This is a genomic window from Micromonospora sp. NPDC004551 (assembly GCF_040609975.1).
Lineage (GTDB): Bacteria > Actinomycetota > Actinomycetes > Mycobacteriales > Micromonosporaceae > Micromonospora.
The window spans coordinates 158,827-184,779 of record NZ_JBEXLM010000012.1; the positions used below are offsets into that span (position 1 = coordinate 158,827).

22 protein-coding genes, 1 tRNA gene and 1 other RNA gene are annotated in these 25,953 nt (G+C 73.1%); 9 read left to right on the top strand and 15 right to left on the bottom strand.

What is annotated here, in order from left to right:
• Positions 1-32: 32 nt before the first annotated feature.
• Together ABZW14_RS16910 and ABZW14_RS16915 are read right to left on the bottom strand one after the other, a co-directional pair.
• Positions 33-758: a histone deacetylase gene (locus ABZW14_RS16910; RefSeq protein ID WP_355346675.1), complete on the bottom strand. Its 726-nt coding sequence runs from the start codon at positions 756-758 to the stop codon at positions 33-35.
• Positions 759-762: 4 nt separating this feature from the next.
• Entirely contained in the window at positions 763-1,542 is a 780-nt protein-coding gene (locus ABZW14_RS16915; RefSeq protein WP_355346678.1) for a phosphodiesterase, read from the bottom strand.
• A 176-nt stretch (positions 1,543-1,718) separates the two neighbouring features.
• Between ABZW14_RS16915 and ABZW14_RS16920 the strand changes: the two genes are divergently transcribed.
• Positions 1,719-3,182, top strand: a complete 1,464-nt coding sequence (locus ABZW14_RS16920; RefSeq protein WP_355346681.1) for a diguanylate cyclase — start codon at positions 1,719-1,721, stop codon at positions 3,180-3,182.
• 73 nt (positions 3,183-3,255) lie between these two features.
• Here the strand turns inward: ABZW14_RS16920 and ABZW14_RS16925 are convergent, their stop codons facing one another.
• Together ABZW14_RS16925 and ABZW14_RS16930 are read right to left on the bottom strand one after the other, a co-directional pair.
• Positions 3,256-4,317, bottom strand: a complete 1,062-nt coding sequence (locus tag ABZW14_RS16925) for an aspartate-semialdehyde dehydrogenase (protein ID WP_355346684.1) — start codon at positions 4,315-4,317, stop codon at positions 3,256-3,258.
• Positions 4,318-4,322: 5 nt separating this feature from the next.
• The gene (locus ABZW14_RS16930; protein WP_091266848.1) at positions 4,323-5,588 is read right to left on the bottom strand and encodes an aspartate kinase; all 1,266 of its coding nucleotides are present in this window, start codon (positions 5,586-5,588) and stop codon (positions 4,323-4,325) included.
• Between the two features lie 240 nt (positions 5,589-5,828).
• On the opposite strand from ABZW14_RS16930, the gene ABZW14_RS16935 reads away from it, so the two are divergent.
• From ABZW14_RS16935 to leuA, 4 genes are all read left to right on the top strand, one after another.
• Positions 5,829-6,614 carry a hypothetical protein gene (locus ABZW14_RS16935; protein WP_355346687.1) on the top strand — a complete coding sequence of 262 codons (786 nt, stop codon included), beginning with the start codon at positions 5,829-5,831 and terminating at the stop codon, positions 6,612-6,614.
• A gap of 86 nt (positions 6,615-6,700) precedes the next feature.
• A complete protein-coding gene (locus ABZW14_RS16940; protein ID WP_355346690.1) occupies positions 6,701-7,231 on the top strand; it encodes a nitroreductase family protein in 531 nt (176 codons plus the stop codon).
• A gap of 76 nt (positions 7,232-7,307) precedes the next feature.
• Complete coding sequence (locus ABZW14_RS16945; RefSeq protein WP_355346693.1) at positions 7,308-8,579, top strand: MFS transporter; 1,272 nt, start codon at positions 7,308-7,310, stop codon at positions 8,577-8,579.
• Positions 8,580-8,817: 238 nt separating this feature from the next.
• The gene (gene leuA, locus ABZW14_RS16950; RefSeq protein ID WP_355346696.1) at positions 8,818-10,569 is read left to right on the top strand and encodes a 2-isopropylmalate synthase; all 1,752 of its coding nucleotides are present in this window, start codon (positions 8,818-8,820) and stop codon (positions 10,567-10,569) included.
• Here leuA and ABZW14_RS16955 read toward each other — a convergent pair.
• Positions 10,550-12,028, bottom strand: coding sequence for an MFS transporter (locus tag ABZW14_RS16955; protein ID WP_355346699.1), 1,479 nt, complete (start codon positions 12,026-12,028; stop codon positions 10,550-10,552). The genes leuA and ABZW14_RS16955 overlap by 20 nt on opposite strands.
• A gap of 138 nt (positions 12,029-12,166) precedes the next feature.
• Between ABZW14_RS16955 and ABZW14_RS16960 the strand changes: the two genes are divergently transcribed.
• Positions 12,167-12,793 carry an HNH endonuclease family protein gene (locus ABZW14_RS16960; RefSeq protein ID WP_355346702.1) on the top strand — a complete coding sequence of 209 codons (627 nt, stop codon included), beginning with the start codon at positions 12,167-12,169 and terminating at the stop codon, positions 12,791-12,793.
• Positions 12,775-13,254 carry a hypothetical protein gene (locus tag ABZW14_RS16965; protein WP_355346705.1) on the top strand — a complete coding sequence of 160 codons (480 nt, stop codon included), beginning with the start codon at positions 12,775-12,777 and terminating at the stop codon, positions 13,252-13,254. The genes ABZW14_RS16960 and ABZW14_RS16965 overlap by 19 nt, the downstream gene beginning before the upstream one ends.
• Before the next feature lie 61 nt (positions 13,255-13,315).
• On the opposite strand, the gene ABZW14_RS16970 is transcribed toward ABZW14_RS16965, so the two are convergent.
• The 9 genes from ABZW14_RS16970 to ffs all read right to left on the bottom strand — a co-directional run bounded on the left by ABZW14_RS16970 (position 13,316) and on the right by ffs (position 23,606).
• Complete coding sequence (locus ABZW14_RS16970; RefSeq protein WP_355346708.1) at positions 13,316-14,422, bottom strand: oligopeptide/dipeptide ABC transporter ATP-binding protein; 1,107 nt, start codon at positions 14,420-14,422, stop codon at positions 13,316-13,318.
• On the bottom strand, positions 14,419-15,405 hold the full coding sequence (locus ABZW14_RS16975) for an ABC transporter ATP-binding protein (protein ID WP_355346711.1): 987 nt from the start codon (positions 15,403-15,405) through the stop codon (positions 14,419-14,421). The genes ABZW14_RS16970 and ABZW14_RS16975 overlap by 4 nt, the downstream gene beginning before the upstream one ends.
• A gap of 43 nt (positions 15,406-15,448) precedes the next feature.
• Positions 15,449-16,390, bottom strand: coding sequence for an ABC transporter permease (locus ABZW14_RS16980; protein WP_355346807.1), 942 nt, complete (start codon positions 16,388-16,390; stop codon positions 15,449-15,451).
• A 95-nt stretch (positions 16,391-16,485) separates the two neighbouring features.
• A complete protein-coding gene (locus tag ABZW14_RS16985) occupies positions 16,486-17,493 on the bottom strand; it encodes an ABC transporter permease (protein ID WP_355346714.1) in 1,008 nt (335 codons plus the stop codon).
• A gap of 103 nt (positions 17,494-17,596) precedes the next feature.
• Positions 17,597-19,267 carry an ABC transporter substrate-binding protein gene (locus ABZW14_RS16990; protein WP_355346717.1) on the bottom strand — a complete coding sequence of 557 codons (1,671 nt, stop codon included), beginning with the start codon at positions 19,265-19,267 and terminating at the stop codon, positions 17,597-17,599.
• A 335-nt stretch (positions 19,268-19,602) separates the two neighbouring features.
• Complete coding sequence (gene recR / locus ABZW14_RS16995; RefSeq protein WP_355346720.1) at positions 19,603-20,196, bottom strand: recombination mediator RecR; 594 nt, start codon at positions 20,194-20,196, stop codon at positions 19,603-19,605.
• An 8-nt stretch (positions 20,197-20,204) separates the two neighbouring features.
• The gene (locus ABZW14_RS17000) at positions 20,205-20,513 is read right to left on the bottom strand and encodes a YbaB/EbfC family nucleoid-associated protein (protein WP_030502117.1); all 309 of its coding nucleotides are present in this window, start codon (positions 20,511-20,513) and stop codon (positions 20,205-20,207) included.
• Between the two features lie 108 nt (positions 20,514-20,621).
• A complete protein-coding gene (locus ABZW14_RS17005; RefSeq protein WP_355346723.1) occupies positions 20,622-23,408 on the bottom strand; it encodes a DNA polymerase III subunit gamma and tau in 2,787 nt (928 codons plus the stop codon).
• Positions 23,409-23,515: 107 nt separating this feature from the next.
• Positions 23,516-23,606, bottom strand: an RNA gene (ffs, locus tag ABZW14_RS17010) — signal recognition particle sRNA small type.
• An 82-nt stretch (positions 23,607-23,688) separates the two neighbouring features.
• Here ffs and ABZW14_RS17015 point away from each other — a divergent pair.
• Together ABZW14_RS17015 and ABZW14_RS17020 are read left to right on the top strand one after the other, a co-directional pair.
• A tRNA-Ser gene (locus ABZW14_RS17015) sits at positions 23,689-23,773 on the top strand.
• 118 nt (positions 23,774-23,891) lie between these two features.
• Entirely contained in the window at positions 23,892-24,635 is a 744-nt protein-coding gene (locus ABZW14_RS17020) for an SDR family oxidoreductase (protein WP_355346726.1), read from the top strand.
• Here ABZW14_RS17020 and ABZW14_RS17025 read toward each other — a convergent pair.
• A complete protein-coding gene (locus ABZW14_RS17025; protein WP_355346729.1) occupies positions 24,625-25,869 on the bottom strand; it encodes an MFS transporter in 1,245 nt (414 codons plus the stop codon). The genes ABZW14_RS17020 and ABZW14_RS17025 overlap by 11 nt on opposite strands.
• Positions 25,870-25,953: the final 84 nt, after the last annotated feature.

Genomic DNA, 25,953 nt, shown 5'->3' on the forward strand with positions numbered 1-25,953 from the left:
TGCACGCCGATCCGGTTCGTCAACCAGAAGGGTCAGCTCGCCGCCGTCGGCACGCCGACCGGCACCCTCACCGACTCCGCCGGCACCTCGCTCGGCGCCGGATCCCGGTGGCCGCCGTCGCGCCGCGCCCCGGCGACCGCGTCCTCGGCCAGGTGGCGGACCCGCGACCCGGGCCAGTTGCCCCGTACTCCGGGCCGGGCCGCCAGGTAGTCGGTGATCCGCGCGACGTCCCAGCCGTGCGCCTCGCGCAGCCCGCGGGCGAGCATGCCGAGGTAGACCGGGGCGGGCGAGGTCCAGTCCACGTCGGACGCCGCGTGCGGCGCGGTGAAGGTGAGCATCGGCAGGCCGTCGCGCGCGCCGACCCGGAGCAGGGTCTCGTAGCGGCCGGGACCGAGGGTGGCCCGGCCGGTCTCCGCCGCCACCCGGATCAGGTCCAGGTCCGTGCCGGGCGGTCGGTACATCTCCTGCGCCGCGATGTCGGCGAACTGCTCGACCGTCACCAGGTAGCCCCGCACTGCCGCGCGGCCGGGCAGCGCCGGGTCGTAGAACGCCATCCCGCCGGTCCAGGCCCGCGACTCGCCGGCGAAGTAGACGCCGCCGGGGAGCAGCCCGGGGACGGTCCGCCGCGGTGGCCGGCGGTCCCGGCAGCCCGGGTACGTGCGCAGCCCGCCGGGCGGCCGCCCGCCGCGCAGGTACCGGTCGAGCCGCGCCGCGTGCAGGTTCGAGCCGTACGCGACGTACCAGACGAGCGGGTCCACGGGATCAGAACCAGCAGGTCCGGCCGGCGGCGTGGCTGACCTGGACGGTGTGCGTCACGCAACCGCCGCCGGCCACCCGGTGCAGCAGGAACGCGGTGGGCTCGGCGACCCACCCGATCTCCTCCTCGTCGGTCATGGCGAGGCTGACCTGCATCCAGGTGCTCGGCGCGGTGGTCAGCACCGTGCCGGCGAAGGCGCTGGTCACCGGCCGGTGCAGGTGGCCGGCGGCGACCCGCACCACGTGCGGGTGGCGCCCGATCACCTCGGCGAGAGCGGCGGCGTCGGTGAGCCCCATGGCGTCCATGGCCGGGACGCCGACCGCCACCGGCGGATGGTGCAGGCACACCACGGCGGGCGCCTCCGGGCGGCCGGCGAGCACCCCGTCGAGCCAGCCGAGCTGGTCGTCGCCGAGCCGCCCGGCGTCGTCGCCGGGGGCGAGCGAGTCGAGCACCACGAGCGTGCCGTCCGGCTGGTCCACGTGGTAGTGCGCCGAGAAGCCGCCGCCCAGGTACGGGGTGCCGCCGAAGGTGTCGAGCAACGACTCCCGGTCGTCGTGGTTGCCCGCGGCGAGGTGGACGGGCAGCGGGAAGCGCCCGATGATCTCGCGCAGCGCCAGGTACTCGTCCGGCCGGCCGTTGCTCACCAGGTCGCCGGTGATCACCACGCAGTCCGGCCGCGGACGCAGGGCGAGCACCCGGCCGAGCGCGCGATGCAGCCCGGACGCCTGCTCGGCGGCGAGCGGGCCGGTGGTCACGTGCGGGTCGCTGAGCTGGGCGATGAGCATCGGCGTCTCCTGACGGGCCCGGGACCACCACGCTATCGCCGCCGCACCCCGCCGCGCGGCCCCACCGCACCCACAGGCGCCGTCCACAGCCTGTGGATAGCACATGTGTACGAAGGTCGCCGGCGTCGCCGATGAGTACTCTTGATCGCGCCCCGCCCCCTCCGAGCAGGAACGACGTGGATCACGAGCGAGTCGTCCGGGACGTCACGGTCCGCCTTCCGATGGCGTCGACCGCGCTGGAGGCGTGCCAGTGGACCGTCTCGGCGCTGGCCCGGCACACCCCGGCGACGATCTCGATCCTGCTCGGGGTCCACGACTCGCTCCGGTGCGTCGCCGCCACCGGCGCCTGGCAGGTCTTCTCCACCGTGCCGGCGCGAACCGGGAACGACGACTCCGGCCCGCCGCGCCGGGACCACCGGCGTTCGATCGTCGCGCGGGTGTACGACTCCGGTGAGCCCGCCCTCGTACCCGACGTCACCGCCGATCCGGACTACCTGCCGGTACGCCCCGACGTCACCGCCGAGATCTGCGTGCCGGTGCGGGACCGGGCGGGCCGACCGCTCGGCGTGCTGGACCTCCAGTGGAGCGGCCCGGTCGAGACGGAGCGGTGGCGGAAGACCGCCCAGCGGCTGGCCGACCGGCTCGGCACCCGGATCGCCGCTCTCGGCGGCCCGCCCGCCGAGAGCCGCAGCGAGAAGCTGCTCCGGCACGCCGCCGCCATGACCACCGCCGCCACCGACTGGGACCTGATGACCGCCGCGATCGCCGCGGCGCGGGACGTCTCGGCGCTCTCCGCGGCCGTGCTGATCCTCCCCGGCCCGCGCGAACCCCGGCTGGGCGCGCCGACGGGCACCCCCGGAGCACTGGAGGCCCGGATCCGGGCCGAGCTGGCCGAGGCCGGCCCGGCGGCGCTCGCCCGCATGATCGCCCGCGCGCACCGGCACGGCTCGGCGTACACGCTGGGCGAGGAGGGGCATCCGCCGACCGCGGACTACCTGCCGCTGACCCGGGCCGGGGCGCGCACCCTGGTGGCGGTGCCGGTCGGCCCGACCGAGGGTGGCGGCGTGCTGCTGGCCGCCGACGAGCGGCTGCTGCGCCCCGACCCGATCACTGTCAACCTCATCGAGCTGCTGGCCGGGCAGGCGTGGATCTGCCTCGACCGGCTGCGTACGCTCGCCCGGCTGCGCGAGCAGGCCAGCTCGGATCCGCTCACCGGGCTGCGCCACACCGGGCCGTTCGGGCAGCGGATCGCGAGTGCCACGCCGGGGCGTACCGCCCTGCTGGCGATCGACGTGGACGGCTTCAAGGACGTCAACGACACGTACGGCCACCAGGCCGGCGACCGGCTGCTGGTGGGGCTGGCCCGGGCGCTGGAGGGCGCGCTGCGCCAGGGCGACGACCTCTACCGCACCGGCGGCGACGAGTTCGTCGCGGTGATCGAGGTGAGCCGCCCCGAGGAGGCCGTGCGGATCGCCGAGCGGCTCACCGAGGCCGCCCGCCGCACCGGCCGGACGATCAGCGTCGGCATCGCCCTTCCGGAGCCCGGCGAGTCGCCGGAGCGAACCCTGCGCCGAGCCGACCAGGCCCTGTACGCGGTGAAGCGGGATGGCCGCGACGGCGTACACCTGTCCGCCGCCTGACCTCTCCCGCGATCGTGCACTTCCGGTTCACCCGGACACGAAGTGCAAGATCGCGGCCGAGGGGGCGCGGAGGTCAGGGGCGGGTCAGCTCCTTGGCCAGGAGTTCGGCGATCTGGGCGGTGTTCAGGGCGGCGCCCTTGCGCAGGTTGTCGCCCGTCACGAAGAGGTCGAGCGCGCGCGGGTCGTCGACGGCCCGGCGGATGCGGCCGACCCAGGACGGGTCGGTGCCCACCGCGTCGATCGGCATGGGGAACTCACCGGCGGCCGGGTCGTCGACCAGGATCACGCCCGGCGCGTTGCGGAGCACCTCGCGGGCGCCCTCGGCGTCGACCTCGGTCGCGAAGACCGCGTGCACGGCGACCGAGTGACCGGTCACCACCGGCACCCGGACGCAGGTCGCGGAGACCTTGAGGTCGGGCAGCCCAAGGATCTTGCGCGACTCGTTGCGCATCTTCAGCTCCTCGGACGACCAGCCGCCGTCGGCGAGCGAGCCGGCCCAGGGCACCACGTTGAGCGCGAGCGGCGCGGGGAACGGACCCAGCTCGTCGCCGACCGCCTGCCGGACGTCGCCGGGCCGGGAGCCGAGCACCCGGTCCCCGGCGATCTTGCCGAGCTGGGCGTGCAGCGCGTCCACACCGGCCTGCCCCGCGCCGGAGACCGCCTGATAGGAGGCGAGCACCAGCTCGCGCAGGCCGTACTCCCGGTGCAGCGGGGCGATCGCCACGATCATCGCGAGGGTGGTGCAGTTGGCGTTGGCGATGATCCCCTTCGGCCGGTTGCGGACCTGCTCGGGGTTGATCTCGGGGACGACGAGCGGCACGTCGCGGTCCATGCGGAACGCGCCCGAGTTGTCCACCGCGACGGCGCCGCGGCTGACCGCCACCGGCGCCCACTCGGCCGAGACCTCGTCCGGGACGTCGAACATCGCCACGTCCACGCCGTCGAACGCCTCGGGGGTGAGCGCCTGGACGGTCAGCAGCTCGCTGCGGCACGACACCTGGCGGCCGACCGACCGCTCGGAAGCGAGCAACCGGATCTCACCCCACACGTTGCGGCGGGAGGAGAGGATCTGGCACATCACCGTGCCGACGGCACCGGTCGCTCCGACCACGGCGAGGGTGGGCAGCGGCGACATCCGCGCTACCGCCCGGTGCCGGCGTAGACGACGGCTTCGGTGTCACCGCCCAGGTCGAAGGCGTCGTGGATGGCCCGGACCGCCTTGTCGAGATCGGTGTCCCGGCAGACCACCGAGACCCGGATCTCCGACGTGGAGATCATTTCGATGTTCACGCCGGCCGCGCCGAGGGCGGCGAAGAAGCCGGCCGCGACACCCGGGTGCGAGCGCATGCCGGCGCCGATCAGGGAGACCTTGCCGACGTGGTCGTCGTAGAGCAGACCCTTGAACTTGACCTGCTCCTGGATCTTGCTGAGCGCGGCCATGGCGGTGGGGCCGTCGGTCTTCGGCAGGGTGAACGAGATGTCGGTGCGGCCGGTGCCCTCGGTGGACACGTTCTGCACGATCATGTCGATGTTGATCTCGGCGCCGGCCACCGTGTCGAAGATCCGCGCGGCGGCACCCGGCTCGTCGGGCACCCCGACGATGGTGATCTTCGCCTCGCTGCGGTCGTGGGCGACCCCGGTGATCAGTGCCTGTTCCACAGGAAGGTCCTCCATCGATCCGGTGACCATCGTGCCGGTGTTGGTCGAGTATGACGAACGGACGTGGATCGGCAAGCCCGCGCGCCGGGCGTACTCGACGCTGCGCAGGTGCAGCACCTTGGCGCCGCAGGCGGCCAGTTCCAGCATCTCCTCGTAGGTGATGTGCTTGATGTGCCGGGCGTTCGGCACGATCCGCGGGTCGGCGCTGAAGACGCCGTCCACGTCGGTGTAGATCTCGCAGACGTCCGCGTCGAGCGCGGCGGCCAGGGCCACGGCGGTGGTGTCCGACCCGCCCCGGCCCAGCGTGGTGACGTCCTTGGTGTCCTGCGAGACGCCCTGGAAGCCGGCCACGATGACCACCGCTCCCTCGTCCAGCGCGCCCTTGAGGCGGCCCGGGGTGACGTCGATGATCCGGGCCCGGCCGTGCACCGAGGTGGTGAGCACGCCGGCCTGCGAGCCGGTGAACGAGCGGGCCTCGTATCCCAGGTTGTGGATGGCCATGGCGAGCAGCGCCATGGAGATCCGCTCCCCGGCGGTGAGCAGCATGTCCAGCTCGCGGCCCGGCGGCAGCGGGCTGACCTGGTTGGCCAGATCGAGCAGCTCGTCCGTGGTGTCGCCCATGGCGGAGACCACCACGACCACGTCGTCGCCGGCCTTGCGGGCGGCCACGATGCGCTCGGCCACCCGCTTGATCCGCTCGGCGTTGGCGACGGAGGACCCGCCGTACTTCTGCACCACGAGTGCCACGACGGTGCACTCCCTCCCAGCGACGACCCTGAGCGTGCCTGCGCCGCCGGTTTCTTCGGTCCGGCGGCGCGTGTCAGACCTCCCCAGGGTATCGGGCGGCGGACGACGCCGGGTCGGGTGATCCCACCATCCGGCCCGGCGTGGGGCGGCTCACCGGCCCGGCGCGGCCGCGCGACACGCCGGCCGGAACACCCGTACGGCGGGCTCCCCGGAGCCCGGTCCGCACCGCAGAATGACCCGGTGCACGCACACCGACGCGCGGCCCGGCGGCTGACCGGCGCCCTGGCGCTCACCCTGCCGGCGCTCCTGGCCGCCTGCACCGCCGACCCACCGGTTCCGGCCCCGACGGGCACCGCCGACCCGGTCCCGGCCGAGGTGGACGCCGCCCGGGACGAGCTGGCCGCGCTGGCCGCCGCCGCGCAGGACCGGCACCTCACCGCCACGTACGCCTTCGAGCCGGGTGACGGCGCTCCCCGGACGGTCACGGTGACCAGCGCGAACGACGGCACCTGGCGGGTGGACGTGCCGGGCTGGGGGCAGGGCGGCACGGTCGACGTCTCGCTCGCCGCCACCGGCGACGGGCTCTTCCAGTGCGCCCTGCCCTCGGCCGGCTGGGCGCAGCCGGCGGCCTGCGTACGCCTCGGCGACGCCGACGACGCCGTGCCCCGGAGGCTGGACCCGCGGGTGCAGCACCCGTTCACCGACTGGCTGGAGGTGCTCACCGACCGGCGCGCCCCGCTCGCCGTCTCGCCGGCCGCCCCGCTGCCCGGTGTGCACGGCCAGTGCTACTCGGTCGAGTCCACGTCGGCCTCGCTGAACGCCCCGCTGGACGTCGGGATCTACTGCTACCTGCCGGACGGCACCCCGGCGGCGGTCCGGGCCGCCTTCGGCACCCTGAAGCTGGCCGGCGAGCCGGGCGCGGCGCCGGCCACCGTGCCGCTGGCCGGGCCGGTCAGCGAGGGCGGCGAGCCGGTGAGCCGGGAGGCACCGTCGCCGGCCGACAGCCCGTCCGCGGGAACGCCCTGACCTCGATGTCCGTTACGGGTGCTCTTGGCCACATCTGGCCAGGGGTGCTCGGCAGGGCAAAACACCCATCGGGGATGCTTCTCCGCATGCCTGACCTCACCCCGCTGCTCGCGTTCCGGTGGAGCCCGCGTGCCTTCGACCCGGCCGCCGAGCTGACCGGCGACGAGGCCGTCTCCCTGCTGGAGGCCGCCCGCTGGGCACCCTCGGCCGGCAACGCCCAGCCGTGGCGCTTCGCGCTGGGCCACCGGCAGGACGAGACGTGGAAGCGCATCCTGGTCAACCTGCCCGAGGGCGACCAGCGCTGGGCGCGACACGCCTCCGCCCTGGTCGTCGGTGCGCACACCGCCGGAGACGCGGAACGGGCCGCCTACGACCTGGGCCAGGCCGTCGCCCACCTGACCGTGCAGGCCACGGCGCTCGGCCTGCACGTGCACCAGCTCACGCGCGTCGACCGCGCCGGCCTCGCCACCGAGCTGGACCTGTCCAGCGGGGTCCGGCCCCTGGTGGTGGTCGCGATCGGCCGGCTCGGGGACCCGTCCGCACTCCCCGAGGACCTGCGGGACCGGGAGACGGCGCTGCGCCGCCGCCGGCCGCTCGCCGCCCTGCTGCTCACCTGACCCACCCGGGCCGGGGATTCGCCCCAGACTGAAATTGCTCGCGTTGGGCTGTGGGGGCACGGTTCACTCACCGGCCATGGGGGCCAGAGACACCATCCGCACCGCCGTCCGCCACGTCGTACCGCCGGCCGGGCTGACCCGCGCCCTGGCCGTGCAGGCCATGGTCTACGCCGTCGGCGGCGGCCTGTTCCAGGCCGGCAGCGCCGTGTTCTTCACCCGGGCGCTGGGGCTCAGCGCCGCCCAGGTGGGGCTGGGGCTGTCCATCGCGGCGGGGGTGTCGCTGCTGGGCACGGTGCCGCTGGGCGGGCTCACCGACCGGTACGGTCCGCAGCGGGTCTGGGTGCTCGCGCTGGTGCTGGAGGCCGCGCTGTTCGCCGCGTACCCGCTCGTGGGTGGCTTCGCCGGGTTCCTCGCCGTGGTCGTGGCGCTGGCCGCCGTGGACGCGGCGGCCGGCGTGGCCCGGCAGGTCTACTCGATCAACGCGCTCCCCCCGGCCGAACGGGTCACCGCGATGGCCTATCAGCGCTCGTTGCTGAACGTCGGTTTCGGGCTGGGCGCGACGATCAGCGGCCTGGTGCTGGCGGTGGACACGATCGCGGCGTACCGGGCGATGGTCTGGTTCATCGCGGCGGTCTTTCTGGTGACGGCGCTCTTCGTGCGGCGGCTGCCCCGGCTGCCCGAGGTTGCCCGCCCGGCCGAGCCGATGAGCCGGTTCGCCGTGCTGCGGGACCGGCCGTTCATGGCGGTCTCGCTGCTCTCGGGGCTGCTCACCGCGCACCAGACGCTCTATCTGACGGTGATGCCGCTCTGGATCCTCACCCACACCGACGCGCCGAAGACCGTGATCGCCGGGCTGGTGCTGCTCAACACGGTCCTGATCGTGCTGCTCCAGGTACGCGCCAGCCGGGGCGCCGACACCGCGCCGGGCGCGGCCCGGTCGTCCCGCCGGGGCGCCCTGCTGATCGCCCTGTTCTGCCTGGTCCTGCCGATCTCCGGGGTGACCCGGGGCGCGCTCACCCTGGTCGTGCTGGTGGCGGCCGCGATGCTGCTGATCGTGGCCGAGCTGGTCGAGTCGGCGGGCACCTGGCGGCTCACGGCCACCCTGCCACCGGCCGCCCAGCGCGGCGCGTACGTGGGGGCCTTCCGGCTCGGCACGCAGCTGCAGTACCTGATCGCCCCGGCCGGGCTGACCGCCCTGGGCGTGACCACCGGCGGCTGGGGGTGGTTCCCGACGGCGGCACTCTTCGCGCTGGTCGGGCTGGCGATCGTCCCCGTGGTGGCCTGGGCCGGCCGGACGCCCCGGCTGGGTGCGACGGCCCCGGAGCAGACCGTGACCCCGGTCCCATAGTCCGGACCCGGCTTCCCACTCCCGCCCTCACCACGTAGGGTGACCTTGTCATGTGGCGGGCGTACCTTCTCCTTGGCTGCCGCGACGAGGCCTGACCGGCCGGCACCTCGTCGCGGAGTTGAACCGCGCCGTCCAGCACATCCGAACTTCCTCTCGGCACCGCCGCGCACCGTCGCCCGGCACCTCGCCGACACCTTCCGATCTGCTGACGCCACATGTTCCCAGGGAGCACTCCGAGATGGCTCAACCTGTCACTGACGCCGAAACCGATCCGATCGCCCGGCAGCGCCCCAGCCGGATGCCGTTCCAGCGTTACCTGCCCTACCACCAGCAGTTCCGGTTCGACCTGCCGGACCGCGCCTGGCCCACCCGCCGCGTCGAGGCCGCGCCCCGCTGGTGCGCCGTCGACCTCCGTGACGGCAACCAGGCCCTGATCGACCCGATGTCGCCGGAGCGCAAGCGCCGGATGTTCCAGCTGCTGGTGCAGATGGGCTACAAGGAGATCGAGGTCGGCTTCCCGTCGGCCAGCCAGACCGACTACGACTTCGTGCGGCAGCTGATCGAGCAGGACCTGATCCCGGAGGACGTCACCATCCAGGTGCTGACCCAGTGCCGGGAGCACCTGATCGACCGGACCTTCGAGTCGCTGCGCGGCGCCCGCCGGGCCATCGTGCACTTCTACAACTCCACCTCGACGCTCCAGCGCCGGGTGGTCTTCGGCCTGGACCGGGACGGCATCACCGACATCGCCACCACGGGCGCCCGGCTCTGCCAGAAGTACGCGGAGATCCACACGCCGGACACCGACATCCACTACGAGTACTCGCCGGAGTCCTACACGGGCACCGAGCTGGAGTACGCGCTGGAGATCTGCGCCAAGGTCATCGAGGTGGTCGACCCCACCCCGGACCGGAAGCTGATCGTCAACCTGCCGGCCACCGTCGAGATGGCCATGCCGAACGTCTACGCCGACTCGATCGAGTGGATGCACCGGCACCTGCCGCGCCGGGACAGCCTGGTGCTGAGCCTGCACCCGCACAACGACCGGGGCACCGGCGTGGCCGCCGCCGAGCTGGGCCTGCTGGCCGGCGCCGACCGGATCGAGGGCTGCCTGTTCGGCAACGGTGAGCGCACCGGCAACGTCGACCTGGTCACCCTGGGGCTGAACATGTTCTCCCAGGGCATCGACCCGATGATCGACTTCTCGAACATCGACGAGGTCAAGCGCGCCGTCGAATACTGCAACCAGCTGCCGGTGCACGAGCGTCACCCGTACGCGGGCGACCTGGTCTACACCGCCTTCTCCGGCTCCCACCAGGACGCGATCAAGAAGGGCTTCGACGCACTGCACGCCGACGCGGCTGCGGCCGGGGTGCCCGTCGACGAGTTCACCTGGGCCGTCCCCTACCTGCCGATCGACCCGAAGGACCTGGGCCGCACCTACGAGGCGGTCATCCGGGTCAACTCGCAGTCCGGCAAGGGCGGCGTCGCGTACATCATGAAGTCCGAGCACCAGCTCGACCTGCCGCGCCGCCTCCAGATCGAGTTCTCCGGCGTGGTCCAGCAGGTCACCGACCACGACGGCGGCGAGGTCGAGCCGGGCGCCATGTGGGAGATCTTCGCCCGCAACTATCTGGTCGACCACCAGGTCGACCCGGCCGTCACCCTGGCCGGCTACGCCATCGGCACCGCCGACGGCAAGGTCGAGATCGAGGCCCGCGTCGGCTACGACGGCGAGGTCCAGCCGCTCACCGCGGTCGGCAACGGCCCCATCGACGCGTACGTCAACGCGCTCCAGTCGCTGGGCGTGGCGGTGCGGGTGCTCGACTACCACGAGCACGCGCTCTCCTCTGGTGGGGACGCGCAGGCCGCCGCGTACGTGGAGTGCGAGGTCGACGGCCGGACCGTCTGGGGCGTCGGGGTCGACGCCAACATCGTGACCGCCTCGATCAAGGCGGTCACCAGCGCGGTCAACCGCGCCCGCGCCTGATCCCGCCGTGGGAAGGGCCCCCCGCCGACGGGGGCCCTTCCCGCTGCGGACGGTGGATCAGCAGGCCGGCCAGCGCCGCGCCGGCGAGCAGCAGCCCGGCGCACCAGAGCATCGCCCCGCGGAACGCGCCGGCCAGCGCGGTCTTCTGCTCGTAGCCGCTGCCGGAGAGACCGACCAGCAGCGGCAGCGCGGCCACCGCGAGCAGGCCGCCCGCCCGGGCGGCCGCGTTGTTGAAGCCGCTCGCCACGCCGGCGAACCGGTCCGCCACCGCGGCCAGCACGGACGCGGTCAGCGGGGCGACCACCAGCGTGAGCCCCGCACCGAACAGGAGCACCCCGGGCAGCACGTCCGTCCAGTACGACGCACCGGGGCCGACCCGGCGCAGCAGCAGCAGGCCGGCCGCGGCGACCACCGGGCCGACGGTGAGCGGCAACCGGGGGCCGATCTTGGCGGCGAGTGCCCCGGCCCGGGCCGAGCCGACGAGCAGCAGCAGCGTCATGGGCACGGTGGCCAGGCCGGTGAGCAGCGCCGACCAGCCGACGACGTTCTGCAGGTAGACGGCGAGGAAGAAGGTGAACCCGCCCAGGGCCGCGTACACCACCACGGTGAAGATGTTCAGCACCGAGAAGAGGCGGCTGCTGAACAGCCCGGTGGGCAGCATGGCGGTGTCGCCGCGACGCCGCTCGACCAGCACGAAGACCACCGTGCCGAGCACACCGACCACCGCCGCGGCCAGCACCGCCGGGGAGCCGGCGCCGCGCGCCGGCGCGTCGATCAGGGCGTACGTGACGCCGCCGAGCGCGAGCGCGCCGAGCAGCGCTCCGGCCACGTCGAACCGCCGGCCGGCCCCGGTACGCGAGGCGGCCTCGTCCCGGCTCTCCGGCACCCAGTGCAACGCGGCGAGCACCACCCCGACGGCCAGGGGCAGGTTCACGAAGAAGATCCACCGCCAGGAGAGCGCGTCGATGAGCCAGCCGCCGAGGAGCGGCCCGAGCGCGGTGGAGACACCGGAGAGCCCGGACCACATGCCGATGGCCCGGGCCCGGTCGTCCGGGTGGAAGCTGGCCTGGAGCACCGCGAGCGAGCCGGGAGTGAGCAGCGCCCCGCCGGCGCCCTGGAGGAACCGGGCGGCGATCAGCCAGCCGGTCCCCTGCGCGAGCCCGCAGAGAATCGACGCCGCGGCGAACCACACCACGCCGAGCAGGAAGACCCGCCGCCGCCCGAACCGGTCGCCGAGCGCGCCGCCGAGCAGCACGAAGGCGGCCAGCATCAGCAGGTACCCGTTGACCGTCCACTGGAGACCCGCCACGGTGGCGTCCAGTTCCGCGCCGAGTCGGGGCAGCGCCACGTTGACCACCGTGCTGTCCAGGAAGACCATGCCGGAGGCGAGGATCGCGGCGAGCAGCGTGCCGCGCCCGGCGGCGGACCCGAGACGCAGTTCGGGAGCGGGTGCGGTCATGGGTAACCACTCTGCCGCGACTCCACTCCCGACGCCACGAATCTGGGAATCCGTCGCTGGGTACTGTGCGTACTCGCCGGGAGCCCGCAAGCTGGAGAGGTGTCATCTGTGCGTACGAGATCAGGAGCCCGTGCCGGGATGGCGGTCGCGCTCACCGCGGTGCTCGCCCTCGGCGCGGCCGGTTGCGTGCCGATCGGCGAACCGGACACGCCGCCGAGCAGCGCCGGCAACGTCGACCAGCAGCTCGGCCAGCTGACGGTGGCCGCCGCCGGGTCGATGAAGGGCTACAGCCGGACCCGCTTCCCGCACTGGCGGGACACCGGCAAGAACTGCGACGTGCGGGACAGCGTGCTGCAACGGGACGGCGAGGGCATCAAGCTCTCCGGCTGCAACGTGGTCGACGGCCGCTGGGACAGCCCGTACGACGGGCTGGCGCTGACCGATCCGGCCGACGTGGACATCGACCACGTCGTCCCGCTGGCGAACGCCTGGCGCTCCGGCGCCGACGAGTGGGACGACTCGAAGCGTGGCGACTTCGCGAACGACCTGACCCGGCCGCAGCTCATTGCGGTTTCCCTCCGCTCCAACCGGGCAAAGGGTGACCAGGACCCGTCCCAGTGGAAGCCGGCGAACCGGTCGTACTGGTGCCAGTACGCGGCGGACTGGGTGACGGTCAAGCACTACTGGCGGCTGACGGTGACCAGTGCCGAGAAGGCCGCCCTCACCGACATGTTGGAGGGCTGCACATGGGCGAACAAGCCGTGACCGGGGCCGGTGGCGTGCCGGCGCCGGAGAGGACGCCGGACGCCACCGGCGAGGACGCCGCGGCGACCGCCGGCGGCGCGACCGCGCCGGGCCCGACCTCGGCCGGGATGACGGCCGACGGCACGCCGTCCGCCCCCGCCGACGTCTCCGGGGCCGGGATGTCCGCCGACGCCACACCGGCCGCGCCCGCCGCCGCACCGGCGGCGCCCGGAGCCCGGGAACGGACCAGCGACATCACGGCCGGTCCGGGCGGCGTGATGACCGACGAGGCCGGCGTGGTGACCGGAGAGCTGACGCTGCGCACGGAGTACGCCGACGGCCAGGTCACCCTGCGGGTGCAGTACAAGGACGCCGACGAGTGGTACGCGGTGACCGGCGGCCGGGTGCCGCTGGCCGACCCGGCCGCGCTGGACGCCGTGCACACCGTCGCGGTGGCCCTGCTCAACCGCCCCGAGGGCTGACCCCCTCCACGCGCGACGAGGCCCCTTCCCCACGGCGGGGAAGGGGCCTCGTGTCGTCAGGTCACGGGGTCGGGATCAGCTCGCCGGTGTCGCCCGGCGCCGCGCCGTCGTCCGGCCGGACCAGCTCCGGCTCGACCTCGTGCGGCCGGATCCGGCCGGCCGCGATGTCCTCCGCGTAGTGGCAGGCCACCCGGTGCCCGTCCAGCACCTGGCGCAGCGCCGGCCGCTCGTCGGCACAGCGGGTCGGCTGGGCCCACGGGCAGCGGGTGTGGAACCGGCAGCCGGCCGGCGGGTTCGTCGGCGAGGGCAGGTCGCCGGCCAGCAGGATCCGCTCGCGGCGGTCCTCCACCTGCGGGTCCGGCACCGGCACGGCCGACATGAGCGCCCTGGTGTACGGGTGCATCGGCTCCCGGTAGAGGTCGTCGCTGGACGCCTCCTCCACCAGGCCGCCGAGGTACATCACCCCGACCGTGTCGGCGATGTGCCGGACCACCGCCAGGTCGTGGGCGATGATCAGGTACGTCAGGCCACGCTCGTTCTGGAGCTCCTCCAGCAGGTTGATCACCTGGGCCTGGATGGACACGTCCAGCGCGGAGACCGGCTCGTCGGCGACGATCAGGTCCGGGTCGAGCACCAGCGCCCGGGCGATGCCGATGCGCTGCCGCTGGCCGCCGGAGAACTCGTGCGGGTACTTGCTCAGCGCCGAGGCGGGCAGGCCCACCGCGGCGAGCGCCTCCCGGAGCCGCTTGGCGGTGGCCGCCTTGTCCTTGGCCAGGCCGTGCGCCTTGAGTCCCTCGACCAGCAGCGACTCCACCGACTGGCGGGGGTCGAGGCTGGACAGCGGGTCCTGGAAGATCATCTGGATCCGGCGGCGCATCCGGCGCATCGACTCGCCCTTGAGCGCGCGGATGTCGGTGCCGTCGAAGACGACCTCGCCGTCGGTCGGCTCGACCAGCCGCAGCAGGCCCCGGCCCAGGGTGGACTTGCCGCACCCCGACTCGCCCACCAGCCCGTACGTCTCGCCCTTGTTGATGGAGAGCGAGACGCCGTCGACGGCGTAGACGTGACCGACGGTGCGGTCGAAGAGCACGCCGCTCTTGATCGGGAAGTGGACCTTGACGTCGCGCAGTTCGACAAGTGGTCCGGTCCGCTCGGTCGACTCGGTCACGGCACCGCCACCTCCTCGGAAACGGGGTTGTTGCAGCGCAGGTCGCCGCCGGTCGCGGTGGGTTCGAGCGGAGGCGTGCCCTCCAGGCAGGCGTCCACCACGTTGTCGCAGCGGGGGGCGAACGCGCAGCCCTCGACCCACGGGATGTTGTCGGCCACCGAGCCGCGGATGGCGTGCAGCCGCTCGCCCCGCGGCGAGTCCAGCCGCGGCACCGAGTTCAGCAGCCCGTGCGTGTACGGGTGCCGCGGCCGGGCGAACAGCTCGTGCCGGGCGGCCCGCTCGACCACCTTGCCGCCGTAGAGCACGTTGACCGTGTCGCAGAGGCCGGCCACGACGCCCAGGTCGTGCGTGATCATGATCAGCGCGGTGCCGGTCTCGTCGACGAGCTGCTTGAGCAGGGTGAGGATCTGCGCCTGGATGGTCACGTCCAGCGCGGTGGTCGGCTCGTCCGCGATCAGCAGCCGCGGCTTGCAGGCCAGCGCGATGGCGATCAGCGCGCGCTGCCGCATGCCGCCGGAGATCTGGTGCGGATACTCCTTGAGCCGCCGCGTCGGGTCCGGGATGCCGACCGCGTCGAGCAGCTCCCGGGCCTCCTTCATGGCCACCTTGTGGTCCATCCCGCGGTGCCGCTCCAGCACCTCGGCCACCTGGATGCCGATGGGCACGACCGGGTTCAGCGACGACAGCGGGTCCTGGAAGATCATGCCGATGTCCCGGCCGCGCCGGTCCCGCATGTCGTCCGGGCGCAGCTTGAGCAGGTCGGCGCCGTCGAAGTTGACCTCGCCGGTGACCTTGTTGCCCCGCCGGGGCAGCAGGCCCATGATCGCCAGGCTGGTCACGCTCTTGCCGCAGCCGGACTCGCCGACCAGGCCCACGGTCTGCCCCGGCTCCACGCTGAAGCTGACCTTGTCGACCGCGGTGAACGGCCGCTCACCGCGACGCTGGAACACCACGCTCAGATCGCGTACGTCGAGCAGGCTCATCGGGTCACTTCCTCACCGTGCTGGTCCTTGGTCCGCATCGCCGTCACCGCCGGCTCTTCGGGTCGATCGCCTCGCGCATGCCCTCACCCAGCAGGGTGAAGCCGAGCGCCACCACGATGATCGCGACGGCCGGGTAGTAGGCCAGCTCCGGCCGCACCTCGAAGTAGCGCTGACCGTCCACACCGAGCATCAGGCCCCACTCGGCGCGGTTGATGTCGGGGTCGCCGAGACCGAGGAAGGAGAGCGACGCCGCCTCCAGGATCGCGGTGGAGAGGGTCAGCGTGGCCTGCACGATCACCGCGGTCATCGCGTTCGGCAGCATGTGCCGGAGCACGATCGACCCCTGCTTCACACCGAGTGCCCGGGCGGCCAGCACGTGGTCGCTCTCGCGTTGGGCGAGCATCGAACCGCGCAGCAGCCGGGCGAAGATCGGCACGTTGACGATGGCCACCGCCAGGATGACCGTCCACTGGCTGGACCGGCTGGCCATGGCCACCAGGCTGATGGCCAGCAGCAGGGCCGGCAGAGCCAGCATCACGTCGGTGACGCGCATCAGGATGTTGTCGACCCAGCCGCCGAACGCGCCGGCGATCGCGCCGATCAGCACACCCAGGGCCAGCCCGATGAGCGTGGCGAGCACGCCGACGAAGAGGGTCTGCCGGCTGCCGTGGATCATGCGGGACAGGAAGTCCCGACCGAGCGGGTCCGAGCCGAGCGGGAACTCGCTGCTGGCACCGGGGATGCTGTCGACGGTGAGGTTCTTCGTCAGCTCGTCGAAGCGCTGCGCGGGGTCGTGCGGCGCGAGCAGCGGCGCGAAGATGGCGACCAGGACGAACAGCGCCACGATGGACGCGCCGACGATCGCCGTCGGGTTGCGCCGGAGCCGGCGGAAAGCGTCCCGGACCAGGCTGACGCCCCCCTTGTCGGCGGTGGCCTGGGCCAGCTGCTCCAGCCGGGCGCGCTTGCGCTCGCCGAGCCGGTCGATGCCGCGCGGCAGGGTGCCCTCGCGCTTCTCCTCGACTGCGGAGGAGTCCACGCTCTCGCGCGGTGTGCCCACGGTGGGCCGGGTGATCGGGTCACTCATCGCACACGCACCCTCGGGTCGATGAAGGCGTAGGAGAGGTCGACCAGGAGGTTGACCACCACGAAGACCAGCGCGGCGAGCAGGATCAGCGCCTGGAGCACCGGGTAGTCGCGGCCGCCGCTGATCGAGTTGTAGATCAGCGTGCCGAGGCCGCCCCAGTTGTAGACCCGCTCGGTGAGCACCGCGCCGGAGAGCAGCGCGCCGGTCTGGAGGCCGATGGTGGTGACCACCGGCAGCAAGGCGTTGCGCAGGATGTGCCGGCCCCGGATGGTCTTGTGGCGCAGGCCCTTCGCCTCGGCGGTGCGGACGTAGTCCTCGTTGAGCACGTCGAGCACGCTGGCCCTGGTGATCCGGACGATCACCGCGAGCGGGATGGTGGCCAGGGTGAACGCCGGCAGGATGAGGTGCCACAGCGCGTCGGCGGTGGCGTCGAACTCGCGGGTGAGCAGCCCGTCGAGGACGAAGAAGCCGGTGACGTTCGTGTTGTCCACCCCGGTGCTGATCCGGCCCGAGGGCGGGAACCAGTGCATGTTCTGGGTGAACACGTCCTTGAGCAGGTAGCCCAGGAAGAAGATCGGGATCGAGATGCCGAGCAGGGTGCCGGCGATGCTCATGTTGTCGAGCAGCCGGCCGCGGTGCCGGGCGGCCAGGTAGCCGAGCGGCACGCCGAGCCCGATGGCGATGATCATGGCAGCCGCAGCCAGCTCGATGGTGGCCGGGAAGGCGCGGCCGATCACCTCGGTGACCGGGTCGCCGCTCCGGATCGAGTTGCCGAGGTCGCCGGTCAGCAGCCGCTGCATGAACTTGGCGTACTGCACCAGGATCGGCTGGTCGTAGCCGAGGGCCTTGATCAGCAGGGCACGCCGCTCCGGCGTGGCCCGCTCACCGAGCAGCGCCTCGATCGGGCCGCCGGGAAGGTTCCGCAGCCAGATGAAGACCAGCGCGGACAGCCCTATCAGGGTCACCACCAGCTGCAGCAGGCGGCGGACTATGACTCGCAACATCTCTCACACACCAGATTCTCGGTAACAGCGGGTCGGCCCGGGCCGGGAGAGAGAGCCCGGCCCGGGCCGATTCCGCGTACGGCGTCAGTGGTCAGTAACGCCTTCAGCCAACGCTGACGGTGTTGAACCGCTCGTCGGTCAGGGGGCTGGCGACCAGACCCTTGACGTCCTTGGTGACCACGATGGCCGGCGGGGCGTGCCAGATCGGCACGGCCGGCAGCCACTTGGCGGCGATGTCGCGGTTGACCTGCTCCCACGCGGCCTTCTTGCCGGCGTCGTCAACCGTGGCGTCGGCCTTGTTGATGGCGTCGAACATCTCGGTCATCGCCTGGTCGCCGAACTCGACCTTGGCACGGCCGAAGAAGGTGCCGACGAAGTTGCCCGGGTCGTTGTAGTCACCGGTCCAGCCGAGGATGTGCAGGTCGTGCTTGCCGAACTGCTGCACGTCGTCCTTGTAGCCACCGTTCCACGGGCGGGCCACACCGTTGACCTTGATGCCGACGGCCTGCAGGTCGTTGGCCAGGACGGTGAAGATCTCCTGCGGGTTCGGCATGTACGGCCGGGAGACGTCGGTCGGGTAGTAGAAGTTGAGCGTCAGGTTCTCGGCGCCCGCCTCCTTGAGCAGCTGCTTGGCCTTGTCGACGTTGTAGTCGTACTTCTGCACGTCCTGGGCGTAGCCGAGCACGGTGTCCGGCATGAACTCGTCGGCGACCTTGGTGCCACCCGGGCCCTTGGTCTGGACGAGTCCCTGGCGGTTGAGGGCGTAGGCGATCGCCTGGCGCACCCGCAGGTCCTTCAGCTTCGGGTTCTTCTGGTTGAAGCCGAGGTAGAGGATGTTGAACGCCGGGCGGTCGAGGACCTGGAAGCCCTCGCCCGCGAGCGCCTTCCGGTCGGCCGGGGCCGGGAAGTCGATGCCCTGGACGGTGCCCGCCCGCAGCTCCTGCTTGCGGGTGTTCTCGTCCTCAATGATCTTGATGACGAGCTTGTCGACCTTGGCCTTCTCGCCCCAGTAGTCGGGGTTCCGGTTCAGGGTGATCTCACCCTTGGCCTTGTCCCAGCCACCGAAGGTGAAGGGGCCGGTGCCCACCGGGTGCTCGTTGGCGAACGCGCTGTACTCGAACGAGTCGCCGTTCTGCTTCACCGTGTCGGCGTCGTACTTCTTCAGCGCCTCGGGGCTGGCGATCGAGAGCGCGGTCAGCGCGAAGGCGCCGGGGAAGGCACCCTTGTACCGGTTCATCGTGACGACGGCGGTGCCGTCGTCCTTCGCCTCGCACTTGTTGTAGACCGGGTCGCCCACGCCCTCGGCCTCGTTCTTGGCGAAGCCGCCGAAGACGTCCGAGTAGTAGATCATCTGCGACTGGGCGGCGGCGCCCTTCATGTTGAACCAGCGGTCGAAGTTGAAGCAGACCGCGGCGGCGTTGAAGGGGGTGCCGTCGTGGAACTTGACGTTCTTCCGAAGGTGGAAGGTCCAGACCTTGCCCTCGGGGTCGTGCTCCCAGCTCTCCGCCAGGGCGCCCTGGAGATCGGCCGTGCCGGGCTTGTTCTGCACGAGGGTGTCGTACATCTGCCGGATCGGCCGGAAGGACTCGCCGTCGTCGTTGAAGATCGGGTCGAAGTTCTTCGGGTTACCGGCGCCCGCGAAGACGAAGGTGCCGCCGGTCTTGGCCCCACCGCTGTCCTCGTCGCGCTCGCTCTTGGCGCAGCCGGACGCTCCGACCGCCAGAGCGGCGGCGGCCGCGAGGGCCACGGCCGCTTTAAGCCTGCTCGCCTGCATCTCTCACCTCTGTCATGCACATGTGTCCACGCCGAGCTGTGACTCAGTCCGTGTGCGGGAGGCTATGACACGACACACAGAATGCGGAACGCCCGTGAGGCAATCGCTATCAAGCCGACACCAAGTGGCCGGGTCTGACAGCGCGCGATCTCCCGACAAACAGGACTGTCACAGGCATGAGCAGATAGTGGGACCGGGCGTATCAGTGCAAAACCGGGCAGGTCGTCGATCGGGTGGCGAGCATGTGGTGAATCACGCCCGTCTCACATTCCGGATACGCGAGCGACGCCGGCCGGTCCCGTTGCGGGGCCGGCCGGCGTCGCTCGTCGTTCCGGTCAGATCGCCCGGCGACCCTCGAAGGCGCGGCCCAGGGTGATCTCGTCGGCGTACTCCAGGTCGCCGCCGACCGGCAGGCCGCTGGCCAGCCGGGTCACCGAGATGCCCATCGGCTTCACCATCAGCGCCAGGTAGGTCGCGGTCGCCTCACCCTCGGTGTTCGGGTCGGTGGCGAGAATCAGCTCGCGGACCCCGCCCCCGCTCAGCCGGGTCATCAGCTCGCGAATCCGCAGGTTGTCCGGGCCGATGCCCTCCAGCGGGTTGATGGCGCCGCCGAGCACGTGGTAGCGACCGCGGAACTCGCCGGTCCGCTCGATCGCCACGACGTCCTTCGGCTCCTCGACCACGCAGAGCACCTCGTCCGTGCGCCGCGGGTCACGACAGATCCGGCACTGCTCCGACTCGGCCACGTTGTAGCAGCTGGTGCAGAACCGCACCAGCTCCTTGACCTTGCGCAGCGCACCGGCCAGCCGGTTGATGTCGGCGGGATCCGCCGAGAGGACGTGGAACGCGATCCGCTGGGCGCTCTTCGGGCCCACGCCCGGCAGCCGCCCCAGCTCGTCGATCAGGTCCTGGATGGCACCCTCGTACATCTGCCGGCTCAGAACCCGGGCAGGCCGAGGCCGCCCATCCCGCCCGCGACCGGGCCCATCTTCTTCTCGGTCAGCTCCCGGGCCGCCTCGGCGGCGTTGTGCACGGCGGCGACGACCAGGTCCTCCAGCGTCTCCACGTCCTCCGGGTCGACCGCCTTCGGGTCGATCTTGATCGCCTTCAGCTCACCGGTGCCGGCCACGGTGGCGGTGACCAGGCCCCCGCCGGCGGTGCCGGTCAGCTCGGCCTCGGCCAGCTCGGCCTGGGCCTTGGCGATCTGCTGCTGCATCTTCTGCGCCTGCTTCAGCATCTGCTGCATGTTCGGCTGTCCACCTGGGCGCACGGATGGCTCCTTCTCGCACTCGTCTGATCGGCCGCGCCCAGCCTAGTCGGGCGACGGCACTGCTCCTCGGCGGTCGACGCGCGCTCAGCGCGCGTCGACCTCGTCGATCTTCTCGGCCCCGAACGCCTCGCGGAGCAACTGCACCGCCTGCTCCTCGCTGGACTGCCGGGCGGTCCGCTCGTCGATCACGTCGTCCAGCGGTTCGTCGCCCGGGTCGAAGCCCTCGTAGGCGGGCGCCGCCGGCGCCGGGGCCGCCGACCGGTTGCCGACCGGCCCGTCGTAGTCGGGGTCGTAGGGCGGCTCCCCCGCCCAGTCGGCGTCGGCGGTCTTCCGGGCCGCCTGCGCCGCCCGCGGACCCTTGCTGGCCCCCCCACCGGCGGCGGCCGCCGCCGCGGCCGCCCGGGCCGCCGCGATGGCGCTGCTCTTCGGCGAGCCACCCGTCGCCGGCGTGCTGCCCGGTGGTCCGGCCGGCTTCGGTACGGCGGGCGCGGCAACGCCGGACGCGGCGGCGGGCGCTGCGACGGGGGCCGGCGCGGTGGCCGTGGCCACCGCTGCCGCCCCACCCGGACGGGCGGCCTCGGGCCAGTCGGTATCGGCGGCAGCGGTCGGCGCAGCAGCGTCACCCGCCGGCTGTCCGGTGCCTCCCGGGCGGGCCGGTTCCGGCCAGTCCTCCCCGTCGTCCCCACCCGCAGCCGCACCGTGCGTGGACGGGCCGGACGGCCGGCGGGTGGAACCACCGGACGACTCCGACGCCCGGGCAGGGCCACCGGACGGATCGGCGTTCCCAGGCCGACCGCCGGCCGGGTTCGCCGGGGAGCCGGATGAGCCTGCGGTGCCCCCGCCCGAGCCCCCCGCCTGGTCACCCGACGTGTCGGGCGGGCCGGCCGGGCGGCCTGGACCCGCAGCCGGACGTGTCGCTGCGGCATCCGGACCGGCCGTCGGCCCTGCCGGGGCGGCCTCGGGCGCCGGACGGGACGAACCGGAGGAGCGAGCCGGGCCGCCGAGCGAGGCCGCGCCCCGCTCGCCGGCCACCTCGCACCGGATCTGCCAGCGGCCGCCCAGCTCCTCGTAGAGCGCGTCGGTGAGCACGGCGGCGTGGTCGGCCATCATCTTCGCCAGCACCGTCGACTTCACGGTCAGGACCAGCGTGTCGCCGTCCAGGTCGCGGACCACCGCGTCGCGCATCAGCGCCGCGATGCGCTTGTTGCTGCGGTTGACCTTGCCGACCACCTCCGGCCAGACCCGCCGCACCGCGACGGCGTCCAGCGCGCCGGCCGGGGCCGCACCGGGACGTGGCGGCTCCGGGGTGGCCGGATCGGGCAGCACCGCAGAGGCCGGGACCGGCCGCCGGGCGGGAGCGCCGGGCACCGGACCGTCGGGTGCCTGGTCAGCCGGGGCGCCAGAGGCCCGGTCGGCCGGGGCGGGCTGGGCCGGACCGGGCCGGTCGGCGGGACGGGAACCCGGACCGGACTGGCCGCTCGCGGCCGGGTCGGCCGGGCGGGGTGCCGGGGTCGAGCGGGCACCGGCCGCCGCTGCGGCGGCGCGGGCGGCGGCCGCCCCGGTCGGGGCACCGGCAGCCGCCGGCGTGCCGGCGGTCTCCGGGTCGGGCGCGGCGGCAGCCGCGGTCGGGGCGGGAGGCGCCGGGCGTACCTCCGGGGCGGAGCCGACCGGCGCGGAGCCGGCGGCGGCCGGCGGCGGCGCGGCGCCACCCAGGGTGAGCCGGCGCTCCATCCGCTCCAGGCGCTGGAGCAGGCCACCGGACGAGTCGTCCACGCCGGGCAGCAGCATGCGGGCGCAGATCAGCTCCAGCAGCAGCCGGGGCGCGGTGGTGCCGCGCATCTCGACCAGGCCGTTGTGCACGATGTCGGCGCACCGGGACAGGGTGGCCGGGCCGAGCCGCTGGGCCTGGGCGGCCATCCGCTCGATCTGGTCGTCGGGGCCGTCGATCAGGCCCTTGGCGGCGGCGTCCGGCACCTGCTGCATGACGATCAGGTCGCGCAGCCGCTCCAGCAGGTCCGAGGCGAACCGGCGCGGGTCGTGCCCGGCCTCCGCGACCCGGTCGACGGTGGCGTACGCGGCGGCGCCGTCACCGGCGGCGAGCGCGTCGCACATCTCGTCGATCAGGGCGGAGTCGGTGACGCCGAGCAGCGCGGCCGCCCGGGCGTAGCTGACGCCCTCCGGGCCAGCGCCGGCGATGAGCTGGTCGAGCACGGAGAGGCTGTCCCGGGCGCTGCCGCCACCGGCGCGCACCACCAGCGGGAACACCGCCGGCTCGACCTTGACCCCCTCGGCCTCGGTGAGCTGCTCCAGGTAGGGCCGCAGCACCTTCGGCGGGATCAGCCGGAACGGGTAGTGGTGGGTCCGCGACTTGATCGTGCCGAGGACCTTCTCCGGCTCGGTGGTGGCGAAGATGAACTTGACGTACTCCGGAGGCTCCTCGACCAGCTTGAGCAGGGCGTTGAAACCGGCCGACGAGACCATGTGCGCCTCGTCGATGACATAGATCTTGAAGCGGCTGCGGGCCGGCGCGAAGAACGCCTTCTCGCGCAGCTCACGGGCGTCGTCGACACCGCCGTGGCTGGCCGCGTCGATCTCGATGACGTCGATCGAGCCGGCACCGTCGGTGGCCAGCGAGCGGCACGACTCACACTGCCCGCACGGCTCCGGGGTGGGCCCCTGCTCGCAGTTGAGCGAGCGGGCCAGGATGCGGGCGCTGGAGGTCTTGCCGCAGCCCCGGGGGCCGGAGAAGAGGTAGGCGTGGTTCAGCCGCCCGCTGCGCAGCGCCTGCGACAGCGGCTCGGTGACGTGCTCCTGGCCGATGACCTCGGCGAACGTACGGGGCCGGTACTTGCGGTAAAGGGCCAGTGCCACCCGTCCCGCCTCCTCTCGACCGAGCCATTCTGCGCCGGTCGGCCCCGGGTGACCACCCACCACCCCGTGACCTGACCCGCAGGGACGTTACCGGCACCCGGAGACAGAAAGGCCCCCCGTGCACCCGTCAGAGCCCGCTTATCCTTGCTGCCTTCCGGCCCTGGGGAGGTTCACGAGATGCACGCCGCACGGGGGGTGCCGCCAAGCCTACCCGACCCGGCGTGGATCTTCAGGGGGTGGTGGGGTGGCCCGGCGGTCGGGGACCTGTATCCTGGCTCGCGGAGGATTCGCCTAGAGGCCTAGGGCGCACGCTTGGAAAGCGTGTTGGGTTAACACCCTCACGAGTTCGAATCTCGTATCCTCCGCCGTCGACGCAAGGGCCGGCTCCCGCCGTGGGGCCGGCCCTTCGTCGTTCCCCGGCCGCGCGAACGCGGCGTCTGATCGCCGCCAGACTCACCGCCCGCCGCCGACCAGGCTGGTGGCATGAACGGAGTTCTGGACGGAAAAGTGGCATTGGTGACCGGCGGCAGCCGCGGTATCGGGGCGGCGGTGGCCCTGCGGCTGGCGCGGGAGGGCGCCGACGTGGCGCTGACCTACGAGCGGCGCGCCGACCGGGCGACCGAGCTGGTCGAGCAGATCAAGGCGGTGGGGCGGCGCGCCCTGGCGGTACGGGCCGACAGCGCCGAACCGGCGGCGGCGCGCGCGGCGGTCGACCGGGTGGCCGGGGAGTTCGGCCGGCTCGACGTGCTGGTCAACAACGCCGGCGTGTTCCTGACCGGCCCGGTGACCGAGCTGGGTCCGGACGAGGTCGAGCGGACCATCGCGGTCAACGTGCGGGCGCCGTTCGTGTTCGCCCAGGCGGCGGTCCGGCACCTGGCCGACGGCGGGCGGATCGTGAACATCGGCAGCAACGTGGCCGAGCGGGCCGTCTTCCCCGGTCTCGCCCTCTACTCGATGAGCAAGACCGCCCTGATCGGCCTGACCCGGGGCCTCGCCCGTGAACTGGGCGGGCGGGGGATCACCGCGAACCTGGTCCACCCCGGGCCGACCGACACCGACGCGAACCCGGCGGACGGGCCGAACGCGGACGCCATCCGCGGCCTCACGGCCCTGGGCCGCTACGCCGCCCCGGCCGAGATCGCCGCCGTCGTGGCCTTCCTCGCCGGGCCGGACGGCGGGTACGTGACCGGCGCGACGATCCACGCGGACGGCGGCTTCACGAGCTGACCGGAGCCCCGGCAGGGGCCGGCTCCACCGGGGTCGGCCCCTGCGGCCCGGCGGGACGCGGGCCGCCGCGCAGCGCCCACACGGCGAGCAGGAGCGCACCGGCCGCCGCCCCCACGAGGATCGCCCGGTGATCGACCAGGACCAGCAGGCTCGCGCCGGCCAGCACGGCGAGCGTGCCGGGGCCGAAGGTCAGCGTGTTCACGGTCGCGGAGACGCGCCCCACCAGCGCGTTCGGCGTCTCCCGCATCACCGCCGTCCAGACCGTGATCAGCACCAGCGGAGCGCCGACCCCGACTGCCAGGGTGCCGGCGAACACCGGGACCAGGCCGGGCACGGCCCGCAGCGCCAGGCCGGCGGCCAGGAGCACCATCGCCGCCGCGGTCACCCGCCGGTCGCCGAGCCGCCGAAGGAGCGTCCCGGCGGCCAGTCCACCGGCCAGTGACCCGATGCCCTGCATCGTGCCGAGCACCCCGTTGAACTCCGGCGGCCGGTGCAGGCCGTCGTCCACCACGGCGTACGCGAGGGCGCCGTTGAGCCCGATCAGCAGCATGGCGACCCCGGCGCAGGCGACGAGGTGCCGCAGGGCGGCGTGCCGGCGGAGGTGCCCCAGCCCGTCGGCGAGCTGGCGGGTCCAGGGCTCGGGCGGCGGTGGCGGCGCCTCGCGTACCCGGATCAGCGCGACGAGCACGGCGGCGAGCACGAAGGTGGCGGCGTCGAGCAGCACCACGGAGCGCCCGCCATACGCGGCGAAGAGACCGGCCCCGGCCAGCGGGGCGACCAGCTTCATGCCCTCGTTGACCGTCGTGCGGAGGCCGTTGAAGTCGCCGAGCAGCTCGCCGGGAACCACGGCCGGCACCAGCGCCGCCTCGGCCGAGTCGATCAGCACGAAGCTGAACCCGTACGCGATCATCACCGCGAAGATCAGCCAGACCCGCGCGGCGGAGTCGACGAGCAGCAGCACCGGCAGCAGCGCGGCCATGGCCAGGTGCAGCGCGATGAGCAGCGGCCGGCGGCGGAACCGGTCGGCCAGCACCCCGATCAGCGGGGCGACCAGCGTGGGCCCCCAGGTGCCGAGGGTGACCAGCCCGGCCAGGCTGCTCGACCCGGTCAGGTCCTTCACCCAGATCCCGGCCACGAGGAGCATGGCCGCCGTGCCGAAGCCGGAGACGAGCACGCCGGCGAGGTAGCGCCCGGCGTCGCGGTTGCCCAGCACTCTGGCCGTACCCCAGTTCATGGCACCTCCCCCGTGCGGTGCCGATTCTGTCCACGCGCAACCCCCAAGTCAATGCTTGGGGGTGAGTCCGGCGGGTGGGTGCGG